The sequence below is a fragment of the Methylosinus sp. is20ea genome (assembly GCF_059718135.1).
Window position 1 is genome coordinate 2,308,718 of sequence record NZ_AP046088.1, and the last position, 17,185, is coordinate 2,325,902.

19 protein-coding genes and 1 riboswitch are annotated in these 17,185 nt (G+C 64.8%); of the genes, 16 read left to right on the top strand and 3 right to left on the bottom strand.

Features of this window, described 5'->3' with window-relative positions; translation table 11 throughout:
• Positions 1–163: 163 nt before the first annotated feature.
• The 16 genes from AC6IY7_RS10605 to AC6IY7_RS10680 all read left to right on the top strand — a co-directional run bounded on the left by AC6IY7_RS10605 (position 164) and on the right by AC6IY7_RS10680 (position 14,246).
• Complete coding sequence (locus AC6IY7_RS10605; RefSeq protein WP_497778950.1) at positions 164–484, top strand: HesB/IscA family protein; 321 nt, start codon at positions 164–166, stop codon at positions 482–484.
• Between the two features lie 20 nt (positions 485–504).
• The gene (gene nifU, locus AC6IY7_RS10610; RefSeq protein WP_497778952.1) at positions 505–1,554 is read left to right on the top strand and encodes a Fe-S cluster assembly protein NifU; all 1,050 of its coding nucleotides are present in this window, start codon (positions 505–507) and stop codon (positions 1,552–1,554) included.
• A gap of 10 nt (positions 1,555–1,564) precedes the next feature.
• Complete coding sequence (nifS, locus tag AC6IY7_RS10615; RefSeq protein WP_497778953.1) at positions 1,565–2,767, top strand: cysteine desulfurase NifS; 1,203 nt, start codon at positions 1,565–1,567, stop codon at positions 2,765–2,767.
• Between the two features lie 14 nt (positions 2,768–2,781).
• Positions 2,782–3,954 (top strand): homocitrate synthase, encoded by a 1,173-nt coding sequence (nifV, locus tag AC6IY7_RS10620; protein ID WP_497778954.1) that lies wholly within the window; start codon positions 2,782–2,784, stop codon positions 3,952–3,954.
• Complete coding sequence (gene cysE / locus AC6IY7_RS10625) at positions 3,951–4,694, top strand: serine O-acetyltransferase (protein ID WP_497778956.1); 744 nt, start codon at positions 3,951–3,953, stop codon at positions 4,692–4,694. The genes nifV and cysE (AC6IY7_RS10625) overlap by 4 nt, the downstream gene beginning before the upstream one ends.
• Positions 4,691–5,026 carry a nitrogenase stabilizing/protective protein NifW gene (gene nifW / locus AC6IY7_RS10630; protein ID WP_196408588.1) on the top strand — a complete coding sequence of 112 codons (336 nt, stop codon included), beginning with the start codon at positions 4,691–4,693 and terminating at the stop codon, positions 5,024–5,026. Before cysE (AC6IY7_RS10625) ends, nifW begins: the two co-directional genes overlap by 4 nt.
• 40 nt (positions 5,027–5,066) lie before the next feature.
• Positions 5,067–5,918 carry an electron transfer flavoprotein subunit beta/FixA family protein gene (locus AC6IY7_RS10635; RefSeq protein WP_497778957.1) on the top strand — a complete coding sequence of 284 codons (852 nt, stop codon included), beginning with the start codon at positions 5,067–5,069 and terminating at the stop codon, positions 5,916–5,918.
• A 13-nt stretch (positions 5,919–5,931) separates the two neighbouring features.
• Positions 5,932–7,038: an electron transfer flavoprotein subunit alpha/FixB family protein gene (locus AC6IY7_RS10640; protein ID WP_497778959.1), complete on the top strand. Its 1,107-nt coding sequence runs from the start codon at positions 5,932–5,934 to the stop codon at positions 7,036–7,038.
• Positions 7,039–7,054: 16 nt separating this feature from the next.
• Positions 7,055–8,362, top strand: coding sequence for an FAD-dependent oxidoreductase (locus AC6IY7_RS10645; protein WP_497778960.1), 1,308 nt, complete (start codon positions 7,055–7,057; stop codon positions 8,360–8,362).
• A gap of 14 nt (positions 8,363–8,376) precedes the next feature.
• Positions 8,377–8,670 carry a ferredoxin family protein gene (locus AC6IY7_RS10650; protein WP_024881116.1) on the top strand — a complete coding sequence of 98 codons (294 nt, stop codon included), beginning with the start codon at positions 8,377–8,379 and terminating at the stop codon, positions 8,668–8,670.
• Between the two features lie 55 nt (positions 8,671–8,725).
• Positions 8,726–8,893, top strand: a complete 168-nt coding sequence (locus tag AC6IY7_RS10655) for a hypothetical protein (RefSeq protein WP_196408592.1) — start codon at positions 8,726–8,728, stop codon at positions 8,891–8,893.
• A 96-nt stretch (positions 8,894–8,989) separates the two neighbouring features.
• A riboswitch (glycine riboswitch) is annotated at positions 8,990–9,079 on the top strand.
• A gap of 148 nt (positions 9,080–9,227) precedes the next feature.
• The gene (gene gcvT / locus AC6IY7_RS10660; protein ID WP_497778961.1) at positions 9,228–10,379 is read left to right on the top strand and encodes a glycine cleavage system aminomethyltransferase GcvT; all 1,152 of its coding nucleotides are present in this window, start codon (positions 9,228–9,230) and stop codon (positions 10,377–10,379) included.
• Complete coding sequence (gcvH, locus tag AC6IY7_RS10665; RefSeq protein WP_497778963.1) at positions 10,376–10,753, top strand: glycine cleavage system protein GcvH; 378 nt, start codon at positions 10,376–10,378, stop codon at positions 10,751–10,753. The genes gcvT and gcvH overlap by 4 nt, the downstream gene beginning before the upstream one ends.
• A 3-nt stretch (positions 10,754–10,756) precedes the next feature.
• Positions 10,757–12,097 carry an aminomethyl-transferring glycine dehydrogenase subunit GcvPA gene (gene gcvPA, locus AC6IY7_RS10670; RefSeq protein ID WP_497778965.1) on the top strand — a complete coding sequence of 447 codons (1,341 nt, stop codon included), beginning with the start codon at positions 10,757–10,759 and terminating at the stop codon, positions 12,095–12,097.
• Entirely contained in the window at positions 12,097–13,608 is a 1,512-nt protein-coding gene (gene gcvPB, locus AC6IY7_RS10675; RefSeq protein ID WP_497778966.1) for an aminomethyl-transferring glycine dehydrogenase subunit GcvPB, read from the top strand. The genes gcvPA and gcvPB overlap by 1 nt, the downstream gene beginning before the upstream one ends.
• 338 nt (positions 13,609–13,946) lie before the next feature.
• Positions 13,947–14,246: a hypothetical protein gene (locus AC6IY7_RS10680; protein WP_497778968.1), complete on the top strand. Its 300-nt coding sequence runs from the start codon at positions 13,947–13,949 to the stop codon at positions 14,244–14,246.
• 4 nt (positions 14,247–14,250) lie between these two features.
• Here the strand turns inward: AC6IY7_RS10680 and cysE (AC6IY7_RS10685) are convergent, their stop codons facing one another.
• From cysE (AC6IY7_RS10685) to AC6IY7_RS10695, 3 genes are all read right to left on the bottom strand, one after another.
• A complete protein-coding gene (gene cysE, locus AC6IY7_RS10685; RefSeq protein WP_497782824.1) occupies positions 14,251–15,009 on the bottom strand; it encodes a serine O-acetyltransferase in 759 nt (252 codons plus the stop codon).
• 321 nt (positions 15,010–15,330) lie between these two features.
• Entirely contained in the window at positions 15,331–16,524 is a 1,194-nt protein-coding gene (locus AC6IY7_RS10690; protein WP_497778970.1) for a L,D-transpeptidase family protein, read from the bottom strand.
• A 97-nt stretch (positions 16,525–16,621) separates the two neighbouring features.
• The gene (locus AC6IY7_RS10695) at positions 16,622–17,149 is read right to left on the bottom strand and encodes an adenine phosphoribosyltransferase (protein WP_497778971.1); all 528 of its coding nucleotides are present in this window, start codon (positions 17,147–17,149) and stop codon (positions 16,622–16,624) included.
• Positions 17,150–17,185 lie beyond the last annotated feature (36 nt).

Genomic DNA, 17,185 nt, shown 5'->3' on the forward strand with positions numbered 1-17,185 from the left:
TGCGTGATTCGATGCAGAATCGCTATCCCTGTCCGAACTCCGACATTGTGGGAATGCGGACAGGCGGAACCCCTGCGAATCGACTGAATCGAGATGGCAAACCGGTCTGGCATAGCGGTTGCTTCCTCCAACTCGGATGATTTTCCGGGAAGAGGTTAAGCAAATGATCGAACTCACAGACAATGCCGTGAACGCAGTGCGTTCGGCAATTGCGGGCGCCGGGCAGGAGGTTGAGGGGCTGCGCATCATGGTCGAGGCCGGCGGCTGCGCGGGCTTCCAATATACGATGGGTCTCGTCAATGAGAGCAATCCTGCCGATCATGTGTTCGAGCGCGACGGCGTCAAGGTCTTCGTCGAAGAGGGCTCCCTCGCTTATCTCGACGGCACGCGAGTCGATTTCGTGAGCGGGCTCGAGGGTGCGGGCTTCACTTTCGACAATCCCCAGGCGAAGTCGAGCTGTTCCTGCGGCAAGTCGTTCGGTTGATCGTCTTCGGGAGAGCGGCGATGTGGGAATATTCCGACACGGTCAAGGAGCATTTCTTCAATCCGAAGAACGCGGGCGCTCTCCTCGGCGCCAATGCGGTCGGCGAGGTCGGGGCCTTGTCGTGTGGGGACGCGCTCAAGCTGATGCTGCACATCGATCCGGTCACCGAGATCGTTCTCGAGGCCAAATTTCAGACCTTCGGCTGCGGCTCGGCGATCGCGTCCTCCTCGGCTCTCACCGAGCTCGTCATCGGCAAGACGCTGGAGCAGGCGCGCGCGATCACCAATCGCGACATCGCCGATTATCTCGGGGGCCTGCCGCCCGAGAAGATGCATTGCGCGGTAATGGGACATGAGGCGCTTCAGGCGGCGATCGCGAATTTTCGCGGCGAGGTCTGGCGGTCCGAGCACGAAGAAGGCGCGCTCGTCTGCAAATGCCACGGGGTCGACGCTGTGGCGATCGAGCGCGCGATAAGAGACAATGGTTTGTCGACGGTCGAGCAGGTCGCCGTCTTCACAAAGGCGGGCTCAGGCTGCACGACTTGTTACGAGCAGGTCGAGGATATAATTCTGCGCGTCACCTCCGAGATCGCAGCGGCGGCCGCGCTCGCCGACCAAGCTTCGGTGAGCGTGCGCCCCGACGAGGCGGTCTCGGCGGCGGCTCCGCAAGCGCCCGCGGCGCCCCGTTCGGCGGGTTCGGTCAATCTCTTCAGCGCTGCGATGCGTCCCGCCAGCGCCGCCGCGCCTCGTCCGGCGGCTCCCGTGCGTCCCGCCGCCGAAGCGTCGCCGCTGACGCCGGCGTCGTCCTCGCCTTCCCCCGCGGGGATGACGAATTTGAAGAAGATTCGTTTGATCGAGGAGACGATCGAGGACCTTCGCGTCTATCTGCGCAAGGACGGCGGCGATTGCGAATTGATCGACGTGGACGGCTCGAATGTGCTCGTCAGCCTGACCGGGGCCTGCGTCGGCTGTCAGATGGCGAGCGTCACCGTTTCGGGAATACAAGAGCGGCTCATCGCGAAATTGGGCGTGCCCATGCGCGTGATACCGGTCGGTCGGAACGCTCATTGAGGAGTTCGTCATGAAGGCGATTTATCTCGACAACAATGCGACGACCAGAGTCGATCCGGCGGTCGTTGAAGCAATGCTCCCCTTCTTCACGGAGCATTTCGGCAACGCGTCTTCGGCTCATTCCTTCGGGGCGGAGGTCGGGACCGCGGTGAAGGCGGCGCGGCAGCAGCTTCAGCAGCTGCTGGGCGCGACGCATGATCACGAGATCATCTACACTTCGGGCGGCACCGAGAGCGACAACGCTGCGATCCTCTCGGCGCTCGAGGCTTTGCCGGATCGCAACGAAATCGTCACCTCCAAGGTCGAGCATCCTGCGATTCTGTCGCTTTGCGAGCACCTCGAGAAGACCGGCCGCGCCAAGGTGCATTTCATCGGCGTCGACAAGGCGGGCCAGCTCGACATCGACGCCTATCGCGTCGCATTGTCGGACAAAGTGGCCGTCGTGTCGCTGATGTGGGCGAACAATGAGACGGGAACGATCTTTCCCGTCGAGGGCCTCGCCGAGCTGGCCAAGGAGCATGGCGCGCTGTTCCATACCGATGCGGTGCAAGCCGTCGGCAAGACGCCGATTTCTCTGAAGGACAGCGCGATCGACATGCTGTCGCTGTCAGGGCACAAGCTGCATGGGCCGAAAGGGATCGGCGCGCTCTATGTGAAAAAGGGCTCGCGCTTCAAGCCGCTGATCCGCGGCGGCCATCAAGAACGGGCCCGTCGCGGCGGAACCGAGAATGTTCCGGCGATCATCGGGCTCGGCAAGGCGGCGGAGCTCGCGCTGGCGCACATGGCGGAAGAGCAGGGCCGCGTGCGCGAGCTGCGGGATCGGCTCGAGAAAGCGGTCCTCCAGCGTGTGCCCAATTGCATCGTGAACGGCGATCGTCACGATCGTCTGCCGAACACCGCCAATCTCGCGTTCGAATATGTCGAGAGCGAAGCGATCCTGTTGCATCTCAATCGCAGCGGCGTCGCGGCGTCCTCGGGTTCTGCCTGCACGTCGGGGTCGATGGAGCCGAGCCATGTGCTGAAAGCCATGGAGATTCCGGAGGCGGCGCTGCATGGCGCGGTGCGTTTCTCCTTCTCTCGCGACAATGTCGCGGAGGATGTGGATCGCGTCATCGAGGCGCTGCCCGGAATCGTCGAGAAGCTCCGTGAAATGTCGCCCTTCTGGGCCGACGCCGAGAAGAAGACGAACGACTCCAAGCCCGTTTTTGCGTGATAGGCGCGACCGCCGTGAACTCCGATCAACCCTATATCTTCATCAATGACACGACGCTTCGCGATGGCGAGCAGGCGCCGGGCGTGGCGTTCACCGCCGCGGAAAAGCTCGCGATCGCGCGAGCGCTGGCCGCTGTCGGCGTCGACGAGATCGAGGCTGGTACGCCGGCGATGGGCCGGGACGAGATCGAGGCGATCGCCGCGATAGCGGCGGACGGCTTGCCATGCCGCGTCATGGCCTGGTGCCGACTGAGCGAACGCGACGTCGACGCGGCGTTGTCCGCCAATGTCTCGCATGTGAATGTCTCGTCCCCTATGTCGAGATTGCAGATCGGCGTGAAGCTCTCGACAGATGTCGAAGGCGCTGCGGCGCGCGTCGAGCGAGTGGTCGCCTATGCGCGTTCGAAGGGGCTGAGCGTCGCTCTCGGCGGCGAGGATTCCTCTCGCGCCGATCCACGCGACATCGGTCGGATCGTGCGCGCCGCCGCGGCCGCGGGGGCGACGCGTTTTCGCTTCGCCGATACGCTCGGGACGCTCGATCCTTTCGCGACCTATGAATCGATCCGTCGGGTGCGCGAGGAGACCGATCTGCCGATCGAGTTCCATGGCCATGACGATGTCGGTCTCGCCACCGCCAATACGCTCGCCGCGGTGCGCGGCGGGGCGACGCATGCATCCGTCACCATGCTCGGTCTCGGTGAGCGGGCTGGCAACGCCGCTCTCGAGGAGGTCGCGGTCGCGCTCGGCCATGTCGCGCATGGCCGCACGAATATCGATCTCAAGCGGCTGCAAGGCGTGGCCCGTCTGGTCGCCGCGGCCGCGCGACGGAAGATCGGACGCGCCAAGGCGGTGGTCGGCTCGGATATATTCACGCATGAATCGGGCATTCATGTCGCCGCGCTGATGAAGGATGTGCGCACCTATCAGGGTCTCGATCCTGCTCGGCTCGGGCGACGGCATCGCATCGTCATCGCCAAGCATTCGGGCCTGAGCGCGATCCAGAAGAAATGCGCCGAGATCGGCGTCGCTCTCGACCGCGATACGGCGGCCCGGCTTCTCGATCACGTCAAGCGGCGTGCTCTGGACCAGAAAAGACCGGTCAATCGTGGCGAGTTCATTCGCCTCGTGGACCGCGCGCAAGCGGAAGCGGCAATCGCGGCGCAGCATGATGTGGGAGGCGTGTCATGAGCCCCATTTCCATCGTCGCCACGCCCCGCGTCGCTTCGAGCAAAGGTCTTTTCGCGCTGATCCGCGAGGACATAGGCTGTGTCGCGCAACGCGATCCGGCGGCGCGCAGCACTTGGGAAGTGGTGCTGCTCTATCCGGGCGTGCACGCGCTGATTTGGCATCGCATCGCAAATCGTCTTTGGCGCGGGGGCCATAAATTCGCCGCGCGCGCGCTGTCATGGTTCGCGCGTCTCGTCACCAATATCGACATTCATCCAGGCGCGACGATCGGCGGACGCTTCTTCATCGATCACGGCGCCGGCGTGGTGATCGGGGAAACGGCGACGATCGGCGATGACGTCACAATGTATCACGGCGTCACGCTCGGCGGCACGTCCTGGTCTGTCGGCCGGCGTCACCCGACTGTCGGAGACGGCGTGCTGATCGGCGCCGGCGCGAAGATACTGGGTCCGATCAGCGTCGGACCGCGCGCGCGCATCGGCGCCAATTCCGTGGTCATAGAGGATGTTCCGCCGGAGATGACCGTGGTCGGCATTCCCGGTCGCATCGTGCGCGAGCAGCGTCGACGTTCGGGCCCCGATGGACGCATCGACCTCGAGCACCATCTCATTCCCGATCCGGTCGGAGACGCGATTTCCGTGCTCATCGACCGCATCGATTTTCTCGAAGCGCGGCTCGTGCATCTTCAGGCGCGGGTCAGCGAGGGCTCCCACCGGCAATTCGGAGACAACAAGCCATGAGCATTTTGGACGATCTGCGCAAATTGTCGGCGGCCGAGGAATTCTTCGACCTTCTCGGCGTCGAATACGACCCCAACATCGTGCGACACTCGCGTCTGCATATTCTGCGACGCATGGGCGAGTATCTTCACAAGGCGGCGCCCGAGGGCGCGTCCGACGACGAGGTGCGCGAAGCCTGCCGTGATTTCTTGGCGAAGGCCTATCAGGATTTCACGAAATCCTCTCCGATCGAAGAACGGCTTTTCAAAGTGCATAAGGACGCTGTAAAGCCGAAGGAGGAGCCGAAGAAGCCCTTCGTGCCTCTTAGCACGGTCACCACGTCGAACGGATGACGATCGAAACATCAGTCGGGATGGCGAGAGGGAGATTCTCATGAAGATACTGGTCTGCATCAAGCAAGTTCCCGACAGCGCCCAGATTCGCGTGCATCCTGTCACCAACACGATCATGCGCCAGGGCGTGCCGACGATCATCAATCCTTATGATCTCTTCTCGCTCGAAGAGGCGCTCAAGCTGCGCGACAAATTCGGCGGAGAGGTGACGGTGTTGACCATGGGCCCGCCCATGGCGGCGGATTCGCTGCGCAGAGCGCTGGCGATCGGCGCCGATCGCGCGGTTCTGCTCACCGACCGTTTCTTCGCCGGCGCCGACACTCTGGCGACGACTTACGCGCTCGCTCAGGCGATCCGCAAGATCGAGAAGACCTGGGGCGATCTCGATCTCGTCTTCACCGGCAAGCAGACGATCGACGGCGACACCGCGCAGGTCGGCCCGGGTGTGGCGAAACGTCTCAACCTTCTGCTGTTGACCTATGTCTCCAAAATCGTCGAAGCCGATGCGGAGAAGCGCGAGGTCGTCATCGAGCGGCGCGCCGAGGGCGGCACGCAGGTTCTGAAGACCAAAATGCCTTGTCTCATCGCCATGCTCGAGGGCACCAATGAGGTGCGCCGCGGCTCGATCTCCGACTCTCTGCGCGCCGCCCGCGCCGAGATCGTCACTTGGAGCGCCAAGGACGCCGAGATCGAAGATCTTACGAAATGCGGATTGAAAGGTTCGCCGACGATCGTCAAGAAAGTGTTCGCTCCGCCGGTGCGGACCGAGCGCGCCGCCTTCGTGGAGCCGGAAAAGAACGCCGGGGAATCCGCCGATGCGCTGCTCGAGGCGATCTTCAAGCGCCATCCGGCGCTCGAGGAAGACATGACGAAATTGGCCAGTGGGTTCTAAAGGAGAAGCGAAAATGTCCGACAAGCCCGCCCCCGCCGCGCCGCAGCAGAGCCGCGCCAGCGCGAAGAAGGAGCTCCCGGAGCATTTCCGCGGCTACAAGCACGTCTGGGTGTTCGTCGAGCTGGAGCGCGGCGAAGTGCATCCGGTGTCCTGGGAGCTGCTCGGCGCCGGCCGCAAGCTCGCGGATCAGCTGAAGGTCGATCTCGCCGCCGTCGTGCTCAGTGCGCCGGGCGAGGCGGCACGCAAGGCCGTCCAGGAATCCTTCGTCTACGGCGCTGATCTCGCCTATCTCGTCGAGGATCCGATTCTCGGCGATTATCGCAACGAGCCCTATTCGAAGGCTGTCACTCAGCTCGTCAACACGCATAAGCCGGAGATCCTGCTGCTCGGCGCCACGACGCTCGGCCGCGATCTCGCAGGTTCCGTGGCGACGACGCTGCTGACCGGCCTCACCGCCGACTGCACCGAGCTCGCGGTGGACGCCGACGGCTCGCTGGCGGCGACGCGTCCGACTTTCGGCGGCTCGCTGCTCTGCACGATCTATACATTGAACTATCGCCCGCAAATGGCGACGGTGCGTCCGCGCCAATTGCCGACGCCGACGCGCGACGAGACGCGCACAGGCCGCGTCGTCGAGTTCAAGGCCGATCTCGACGAAGACAAGATCATCACCAAGCTGCTGAAGTTCATCCCGGACCGTGAGTCGTCGAAGAGCAATCTCGCTTTCGCCGACGTCGTCGTCGCCGGCGGTCTCGGCCTGCAGAGCGCGGAGAATTATCAGCTCGTGCGCAATCTCGCCTCCGCGCTCGGCGCGGAGTTCGGCGGCTCGCGTCCGCTGGTGCAGAAAGGCTGGATCACCTCGGACCGCCAGATCGGCCAGACTGGCAAGTCGATCCGGCCCAAGCTCTATATTGCCGCCGGCATTTCCGGCGCGATCCAGCATCGCGTCGGCGTCGAGGGCGCCGATTGCATCGTCGCGATCAACACCGACAAGAATGCGCCGATCTTCGATTTCGCGCATATCGGCATCGTCACCGACGCCATTCGCCTGCTGCCTGCGTTGACGGAAGCTTTCCGCAAGCGGCTCTCGCCCGAAAACGCCGACCGGCTCGCCGGCTGATCCCGAGGAGATTGTCATGATCGAAGAAAAATTCGACGCGATCGTCATCGGGGCCGGCATGGCCGGCAACGCTGCGGCCTACACCATGGCCTCGCGTGGTCTCAACGTTCTCCAGCTGGAGCGCGGGGAGTATCCGGGCTCCAAGAATGTGCAGGGCGGGATTCTCTATGCCGACATGTTGGAGAAGATCATTCCGGACTTCCGCGAGGAGGCGCCGCTCGAGCGGCATCTCATCGAGCAGCGCTTCTGGATGATGACCGACCGCTCGCATACGGGCATGCAATATCGTTCGGATGACTTCAACGAGGAGAAGCCGAACCGCTACACCATCATCCGCTCGCAGTTCGACCGCTGGTTCAACAAGCAGGTGCAGTCGAAGGGCGCGATCGTCATCTGCGAGACGACGGTGATGGAGCTGGTCAGCGACGCCTATGGCAAGGTCATCGGCGTGCGCACCGACCGCAGCGGCGGCACTGTGTTCGCCGATGTCGTCGTGATCGCCGAGGGCGTCAACGGATTGCTCGGCGCGCGCGCCGGCCTGCGTCCGACGCCCAAGGCCGAGCATGTCGCTCTGGCGGTCAAGGAGATGCACTTCCTGCCGCGCGAGACGCTCGAAGCGCGTTTCAATCTGCATGGCGACGAGGGCGTCGTCATCGAGGCGGCCGGCACCATCTCCAAGGGGATGACCGGCATGGGCTTCGTCTACACGAACAAAGAGAGCATTTCTGTCGGCTTTGGCTGCCTCGTGTCGGATTTCGCCGAACATGAGGAGACGCCCTACGGCATGCTGGAGAATTTCAAGAAGCATCCGTCGATCGCGCCGCTGATCGAAGGCTCGGAAGTGAAGGAATATGCCGCTCATCTCATTCCCGAGGGCGGTTTCAACACGATTCCCGAGCTTTTCGGCGACGGGTGGGTGGTCGTCGGCGACGCCGCCCAGCTCAACAACGCCATCCATAGAGAAGGCTCGAATCTTGCTATGACGTCTGGCAGGCTCGCGGGCGAGGCGATTTTCCAGGTGAAGTCGCGCCGCGATCCGATGACGAAGCAGAATCTGGCGCTCTACAAGAAATTCCTCGACGATAGCTTCGTCATGAAGGATCTGAAGAAATACAAGGACATGCCGGCGTTGTTGCACACGCAGGCGCAGAATTTCTTCCTCACCTATCCGACACTCGTGTCGAAGGCGATGGAAAATTTCCTACGCGTCGACGGCACGCCGAAGATCGAGAAGGAAAAAGCGTCGGTCCGAGCCTTCCGCGAGAAGCGCTCGCTGACGGGTTTAGTCGGAGATGCATGGCGTCTGGCGCGCGCCTGGCGCTGAGAGGAGGAATTGCGATGTCGACGCAAGCTGCGCGAGTCGAGGAGAAGCTGTTCCAGAACCGCTATCTCGTCGATCAGGGAAAACCCCATATCGTCGTGCAACCGCACACGACGCCGTCGAAGAATCTCGTGGCGATGACCAAGATCTGTCCGGCCGGCTGCTATGAGCAGAACGCCTCCGGCCAAGTCGAGATCACGCCGGACGGCTGTCTCGAATGCGGCACCTGCCGCGTCCTCTGCGAGCCGCAGGGCGATATCGTGTGGAATTATCCGCGCGGCGGCTATGGCGTGCTGTTCAAATTCGGCTGAGCGCGGCCGACGCGCCGCGTGGCGACGCGTCGGAAAATAGACGTGAGGATGTTCGATGACGGTCGTGCAATTGATCGAAGCGCTCAAGGACATGCCGAGCGAAGCCGTGGTCGTTCTCGAGGGAGACGGGGCGTGCGCGCGCCTCGTCGGCGTGAATTTCGAGAAGAGTCCGATGGCGGGATTGCCGGATGAGGTGATCCTGTCGACCGATTGTGAAGAGTGACGCGCCCGGCTGAAGGGCGCGACCGACCGACGCAGCGTTTCCCGGCCCGCGAGGCTTGACGTGCGCGCGTTTCGATCTCATCTTTACAGTGTCTCGTCGATCTTCGCGGAAGAGACCGGCGCTCGCGCCGGAGCCGAAGGCGCAACCGCCCCGGAAACGCTCAGGCAAAAGGACCGCGAAGTAAGAGACACTCTGGAAAGTGGCGCGGCTCGTCCGCGCCCACCGACGGGCGTAACCTGCGCTGCAGGGAATCTCTCAGGTCTCCAGACAGAGGGGGCGCGAGCCGGGCGGAGAAATCCGCCCTATGCGGAACGCCGACTGTCGGGAGCGCCCATTGAGCGAAAGCTTCGCCCCAACCACGCTCACACCGCTGGAAAAGACGCCGCTCGACGCTTTGCATCGTCGTCTCGGCGCGCGCATGGCGCCTTTCGCGGGCTATGAGCTGCCGCTTCACTATAAGGCCGGCGTCGTTGCGGAGCATTTGCACACGCGCGAAAAGGCCAGCCTTTTCGACGTCTCCCATATGGGCCAGGCGATTCTCGGCGGCCGCGGCGCCGCCGGGCTGATCGAGAGCCTCGTTCCCGCCGATATCCGAGATCTTCCTTCCGAACGCACGCGCTATAGCCAGCTTCTCGCCGAGGATGGCGGCGTGCTCGACGATCTGATGATCACGCGCCTACCGGGGCGTGACGAAAGATTGCTCCTCATCGTCAATGCGGCTGCCAAGGCTCAGGATTTCGCCTATCTGCGACAGGAGCTGCCGCTCGATCTCAGCGTCCTCGCCGGCCGCGCGCTGCTCGCGCTGCAGGGGCCGCGCGCCGCCGCCGCGCTCGCCGATATCCTCCCCGATATCGCCGACACGCCCTTCATGGGCTGGCGCGCCGCGGAGTTTGGCGGAGCGGGCGTTTTCGCATCGCGCTCCGGCTATACGGGCGAGGATGGTTTCGAAATCTCCGTCCCCAATCATCTCGCCGAAGCCTTTGCCGAGGCGCTGCTCGTCCATCCCGATGTCGCGGCGGCCGGGCTCGGCGCGCGCGACTCGCTGCGGCTCGAGGCGGGGCTCTGCCTCTATGGGCATGATCTGGACGCGACGACCGATCCGGTGGAGGCCGGCCTCGCCTGGTCCATTGCTCGGCGCCGCCGCGAGCAGGGCGGTTTCCCCGGCTATGCGCGCATTCGCGCCGCTTTGACCGAGGGTCCGGCGCGCAAACGCGTCGGCCTCCTTCCCGAAGGCCGGGCGCCATTGCGCGAAGGCGCGACGCTCGCGGCGCCGGATGGGCGCGTCGTCGGTCGCATCACCTCGGGCGGCTATTCGCCGACGCTCTCGCGACCCATCGCCATGGCCTATGTCGAAGCGGCCTTCGCGGCGCCCGGCGCCAGGCTGGAAGGTCGCCTTCGCGACAATCGCGTCCTGGTCGAGGTCGTGTCGATGCCTTTCGTTCCCCATCGCTATTTCCGCGATCCCACCGGAAAGGACAGATCATGAGCGGCGAGCGCTACACCAAGGATCATGATTTCGTGCGCATCGACGGCGATTTCGCAATCGTCGGCATCACCGATTTCGCGCAGTCGCAGCTCGGCGACATCGTCTATGTCGAGCTGCCCGCGCCGGGCAAGCGCGTCGCCAAAGGCGAGCAATTGGCGACGATCGAGAGCGTCAAGGCGGCGAGCGAGGTCTATGCGCCGGTCTCCGGCGAGGTCGCATCCGTCAATGAGCAGCTCGAATCATCGCCGGATGCGGTGAACAAGGATCCGCTCGGCGACGGCTGGCTGGTGACTCTGCGCGTCGAGAATCCCGTCGAGCTCGACGAGCTGATGGATGAGGACGCCTATCGCGCCTTTCTCGAGAGCGAGGGGTGAGCCATGCGCTATCTGCCCTTGACGCAAGAGGATCGCGCGCAGATGCGCGCCGCGATCGGCGTCGCCGATGTCGACGCGCTCTACGCCGATGTGCCCGCGGAGCTGCGTCTCGACGGGCCGCTCGATCTTCCGCGCGCAAAATCGGAGATGGAGATCGAGCGTCTGCTCGCCGCTATGGCGAAGCGCAATCTCTCGGCCTCGCGCGCGCCCTTCTTCATCGGCGCAGGCGCTTATAAGCACCATATTCCGGCGAGCGTCGATCATCTGATCCAGCGCTCGGAGTTTTTGACCAGCTACACGCCCTATCAGCCGGAGATATCGCAGGGCACGCTGCAATATCTCTTCGAGTTTCAGACGCAGGTCGCCATGCTGACCGGCATGGAGATCGCCAACGCCTCCATGTATGACGGCTCGACCGCCTGCGCCGAGGCGGCGCTGATGGCGCATCGCATCACCAAGCGGCGCAAGGCCGTGCTCTCCGGCGGCCTGCATCCGCATTATGCGGAGGTTCTGCGCACGATCTCGCATTTCGCCGGCGACGAGATCGTCGCCCTCGCGCCGGACGTGCGCGCGAGGGAAGACATTGCGTCGGCGATCGACGACAGCGTCTCCTGCGTCATCGTGCAGACGCCGGACGTGTTCGGCAATCTACGCGATCTCACGCCGATCGCCGAGGCCTGCCACCGCCGCGGCGCTCTGCTGATCGCCGTCTTCACCGAGGTCGTCTCGCTCGGCCTGCTGACGCCGCCGGGCGAGATGGGCGCGGATATCGTCGTCGGCGAGGGCCAGTCGCTCGGCAATCCGCTCTCATTCGGCGGGCCCTATCTGGGCCTGTTCGCGACGCGGCTTTCCTATCTGCGCCAGACGCCGGGACGCCTCTGCGGCGAGACCGTCGACGCCGACGGACGCCGCGGCTATGTGGCGACACTCTCGGCGCGCGAGCAGCATATTCGTCGCGACAAGGCGACGTCTAACATATGCACCAACTCCAATCTCTGCGCGCTCGCTTTCAGCATTCATCTGAGCCTGCTCGGCGAAGCGGGGCTGCGGCGTCTCGCGCGGGTCAATCATGCGAGCGCCGTCGATCTCGCCGAGCGGCTCGCGGGCGTTCCCGGCGTCGAAACGCTCAATGAGAGCTTCTTCAACGAATTCACCTTGCGTGTTCCGGGCGAGGCGGCGCGGCTCGTCGAGCATATGGCGGAAGCGGGCGTGCTCGCCGGCGTTCCGGTCTCGCGTCTGCTGCCGGGCGAAGGTCTCGACGATCTTCTCATCGTCGCCAGCACCGAGGTCGATACGGCGGAGGATCACGAGGCCTTCGTCGCCGCATTGAGAGGAGCGCTCTGATGCTCGATCATAGAGAGGATTCCGCTTTCGAGACCTTCTCGGGAAATCGCGGGCTCGATCAGGAGGAGCCGCCGATCTTCGAGATCGGCCGCACGGATACGACCGGCGTCGATATGGAAGAGCCCGCGCCCTTCGCGTCGCGGCTCGGCGGTCTCGAGCGCCGGCGGCCGATCGGCCTGCCGGGCCTCTCGGAGCCCGAGGCGATGCGCCATTATGTGCGTCTGTCGCGCAAGAATTATTCGATCGACGCCGGGCTCTACCCGCTCGGCTCCTGCACGATGAAGCATAATCCGCGTCTCAACGAAAAAATGGCGCGGCTCGAGGGCTTCGCCGATATTCATCCGCTGCAGCCGCAATCGACGGCGCGGGGCGCGCTCGCGCTGATGGAGGAGCTGTCGCGCTGGCTGCTCGCGCTCACCGGAATGAGCGCGATCGCTCTCTCGCCGAAAGCGGGCGCGCATGGCGAGCTCTGCGGCCTCATGGCGATCAAGGCGGCGCTCGAAGCGCGCGGCGAGGCCGAGACGCGCAAGACGATTCTCATTCCGCAATCGGCGCATGGCACCAATCCGGCGAGCGCCGCTCTGCTCGGCTTTCGCCCGCGCGTGATCGAGGCGGGCGCCGATGGCGTGGTGTGCGAAGAGGCGGCCGCCGCCGCGCTCGGCCCGGATGTCGCAGCGATCATGCTCACCAATCCGAATACGTGCGGCCTGTTCGAGCGCAATGTCGTCGCCATAGCGCGGCGCGTGCATGAGGCGGGCGGTTACTTCTATTGCGACGGCGCGAATTTCAACGCCATCGCCGGGGTCGCGCGTCCGGGCGACATGGGCGTCGACGCCATGCATCTCAATCTGCACAAGACCTTCTCGACGCCGCATGGCGGCGGCGGCCCGGGCTCGGGACCCGTTGTTCTTTCGGAACGGCTCGCGCCTTTCGCGCCGGTTCCGTTTCTCCTGCGCGAGGGCGAGACGATTCGGCTCGTCGAGCACGCGCGTGGAACGCAGAGCCTCGGCCGGCTCACGGCGTTCCACGGACAATTCGGAACCTTCGTGCGCGCGCTCGCCTATATTCTGTCGCATGGCGCGGACGGGCTCGCCCAGGCTTCGCGCGACGCCGTTCTGTCGGCCAATTATCTGCGCGCCGCGCTGCGCGATGTGATGAGTCAGCCTTTCGGCGATCGCGCCTGCATGCATGAGGTGCTGTTCGACGATTCTTTTCTCGAGGGAACCGGCGTCACGACGCTCGATTTCGCCAAGGCGATAATCGACGAGGGCTATCATCCGATGACGATCTATTTCCCGCTCGTCGTTCACGGCGCCATGCTGATCGAGCCGACCGAATCGGAATCGAAGCGCTCGCTCGATCTCTTCGTCGTGACTTTGCGTGATCTCGTCGCCAGCGCGAAGCGCGGCGAGACGGGCCGTTTCACGCGAGCGCCGCGCCACGCCCCACGCCGCCGCCTCGACGAAGCCGCCGCCGCGCGCAAGCCCGTGCTGCGCTGGAGCGCCTCGTAATCCATCGAGCCATCCGAAGCTTCCCTCATCCTGAGGAGCGGCCGGAGGCCGCGTCTCGAAGGGCGAGAGAAGCGTCACGCGTCGCCTTCTGGAACTCGCCCCTCGTGCTTTTAAGACGGCGGCTGTGCCGCCTCCTCGGCATGAGGGCGAGGGTTGTGGCTCACGCAATCAGAAAGCGGCCGTCATCGCGAGCGGTGCGAAGTGATCCGGCAACCGCCTCGTGGCTATGGATCGCATCGTCGCTCGGCTCTCGCGATGATGGTCCAAAGAATTTTCTCCGCCAGATGGATCGAATCGCCGCGCCGGCGGTTACGCTGAAGGGGCGTGGGAGGCGACATATGAACACGGCCAATCTTCAGCTCGAGGGCGTCTACGCCATACTCGCGGCTCTGTTCGGCGCATTGCGCGACAAGGGCGCGCTCGGGCAGGACGAGATCGACGCTCTGCTCGTCGACGTCGAGCTTTCGCTCGCCAATGATCCGTTGCGGCCGCGCGATTTGCGCGACGCCAATGTCGAGGCCATTTGTTTTCCCGCGCGGCTGCTGCGTCTCGCTCTGCGCGAATCGGCGGAAGGCGAAGGCTTCTCCTTCGCGCAGCTCGCTGGCCGCGTCGGCCAGCAGGCGCCGGCCGTGCGCTGAGCGCTCAGATGGAATAGCTGAACGAATCGTACGACAGGCCGTTCAGAAACTGATCCATGTCGCGCGCCGGCTCGGCGCAGCCGGCGGTTCCCACCACTTTGGCGGGGACGCCGGCGACGGTGGAATTGCGCGGCACCGGATGCAGAACGACAGAACCCGCCGCGACACGCGAGCAGGCGCCGACCTCTATATTGCCGAGAATCTTCGCGCCGGCGGCGATCATCACGCCGCGCCGCACCTTGGGATGGCGATCGCCGCTCTCCTTGCCGGTTCCTCCCAGCGTCACGCTCTGCAGAATGGAGACGTCGTCCTCGACCAGGGCCGTCGCGCCGACGACGAGCCCGGTCGCATGATCGAGAAATATGCCGCGGCCGAAGCGCGCCGCCGGATGAATATCGGTCTGAAAGGCGTCCGAGGAGCGGCTCTGCAGATAGAGGGCGAAATCGGTCTGGCCGTTGCGCCACAGCCAATGCGCCAGCCGATGCGTCTGCAGCGCGTGGAAGCCCTTGAAGAACAGCAGCGGCTCGATCAGCCGGCCGCAGGCGGCGTCGCGCTCGACGACGGCCTTTATGTCGGCGCGAAAGGCCTCGCCGATCGTGGGATCGGCGTCGAGCGCGCGGGCGAAGGCGTCGAAGAGCAGGTCCTCCGTCACCGCGCCGCCGAGACGCGCCGCACATCGTCGCGCGACGGCGTCCTCGAAGGAGCGCCGATTGAGCACGAAGGTCAGCAGCAGGCTCGCCATCGCCGGCTCGCGCGCCAGCATGTCCTCGGCCTCGCGGAGAATATGGTTCCAGAGCGCGTCTCGAGGCGCATCTTTGGCCACGGCGTCGGTGACGACCGTCGCGCGACCATTCTCCTGCGTCGCTTCCATCGGCGTCTCCCGTTTTGCCCCGGCCGGCAGTCTGCGCCCAATGTGGCTCGAGCGGCCGGTTTCGTCCAGATTGGTCGAGCTCGTCATGGACAGCAGCGGCTGGCGCTCGAAATGATATTCGTGCCAGCAGCCGCAGTCGCAGCTCCGGCGTCAGCGGCACGGTCGACGGAAGCCGGTGGTGGAGCGTCACATACGCGCAGCTCGAGGGATCGATCACCAGCCGGCGATGCGACGGCAGGAGCCGCCGGCGGGACCGAAGGCGTAGCGCGATCCGCAGGCATAGGCGGTCGGCGGCTCGCCGGTCTGCTCGAAGAGATCATAGCCTTCCTTCAAATTCCGCCAGAAGCCGCTCCATTGCTGATGCTCCGGCGGCGCCGACCAGAAAGTCGTCCAATCGCCCTGCGTCTCCTGGGCGAAGGCCGTATCGGTCATGCGGAAGGGGAAGATGTGGACCGGGACCTCGTGCTGGCCGCCGCGCAGCGCCGCCTCCACCAGCCCGTAGATCTCCTCTATGACCTTGTCGGTCATGGCGAAGCAGCCGACCGATTTGCAGGCGCCATGGATCATCAGCGCGCCGCCGGTGCGGCCGTTCTGCCGGTCGAAGGCGTTGGGAAAGCCGATGTCGAAGGCGCGATGATAGTGAGAGTTCGGATTGAGCTGCCGCGCCGAGACGCTGTAGAAACCTTCAGGTGATTGATAATCCCCGGATCTCAGCTTCGGTCCGAGATGGCCGGACCATTTGCAGATCGGATAGGTCCGATAGAGCGCATAATGTCCGCCCTGCTTCTGCCAGAGCTCGAGCTCGCCTTCCTTCTTGAAAATGCGGACATAGACCGCCGCGCCCATGCGAAAATTCCCGTCGTCTCGGCGCGTGAGGGGCGGCAGCTCATTGGCCGGCGGAGCCGCGGCGAGAGCGAGCGCCGGCATGGCCACGGGCGCCGACGGCGGCGTGACGGCGACGGGCGGCAATGGCGTCGTCGACGGCTCGACCGCGAGATTGCGCGGCCGGGCCGGCGGCAGCGGCGCATCGCCGGGCGGGGCGGCGATGGAAAGCTCCGGCTCCGGCGGCCGGACAGGAGGCGGCGACATGAGGAAGGACGGCGGCGGCGCGATCGGCTCCGCGACAGTCGGCGGCGGCGCCTCGTCCCGTCGGGCGGGCTCCTCGAGCCGCGCGGTCTCGACGATGGCGCCGCGCAGATTTTGCAGCACGGCCCCGAAGGGACTGGAGCGCCGCTCGACGGCGCGCGGCGGCGCGCTCGCGGCGGGCGCCGCGACGATCGATTCGGACGCGGCCTCCGCACGCTGCGCGGGGCCGCGCGACGCGAAGGCGGCAAAAACGCCGATCTCGACGAAGCTCAGAACGAGCGCCGTGGCGAGCAGGATGGGGCGCGACGGTTTCGACGTCATGGCGGTCGTTACAGAATCAGCGAAATACGGATTACGAAACGCGATATTGGCGAAGGAGCGGCCGAGGCGCGGCTAAAAGCGCTCCCGGCCGACAAAATCAATGCCCGTCGAAGGAGACGAGCCGGCGCACAGGCACGCCGAGCGCCTCGATCTTCTTCGCGCCGCCGAGCTCTGGCAGGTCGATGACGAAACAGGCGGCGATCACTTCCGCGCCGATCTTCTGCAGCAGCTTCACGGCGCCTTCCGCCGTGCCGCCGGTGGCGATGAGATCGTCGACGAGAATCACCCGCTCGCCCTTCGTCACCGCATCCTCGTGCACCTCCATCTCGTCGACGCCATATTCCAGCGAATAGGCGATGGAGACGGTCGTGTGCGGCAGCTTGCCCTTCTTGCGCACGGGCACGAAGCCGGCCGACAATTGATGCGCGACGGCGCCGCCCAGAATGAATCCGCGCGCCTCCATGCCCGCCACTTTGTCGATCTTCGTGCCGGCCCAGGGCTGCACCAGCTCGTCCACCGCGCGGCGAAACGCCTTGGCGTCGCCGAGCAGAGTGGTGATGTCGCGGAACATGATGCCGGGCTTGGGATAGTCGGGAATCGTGCGAATCGTGGAGGCGAGGGTCATGTGCGAAATCTCGTCGGATTTTGTTCGGCTCGTCGC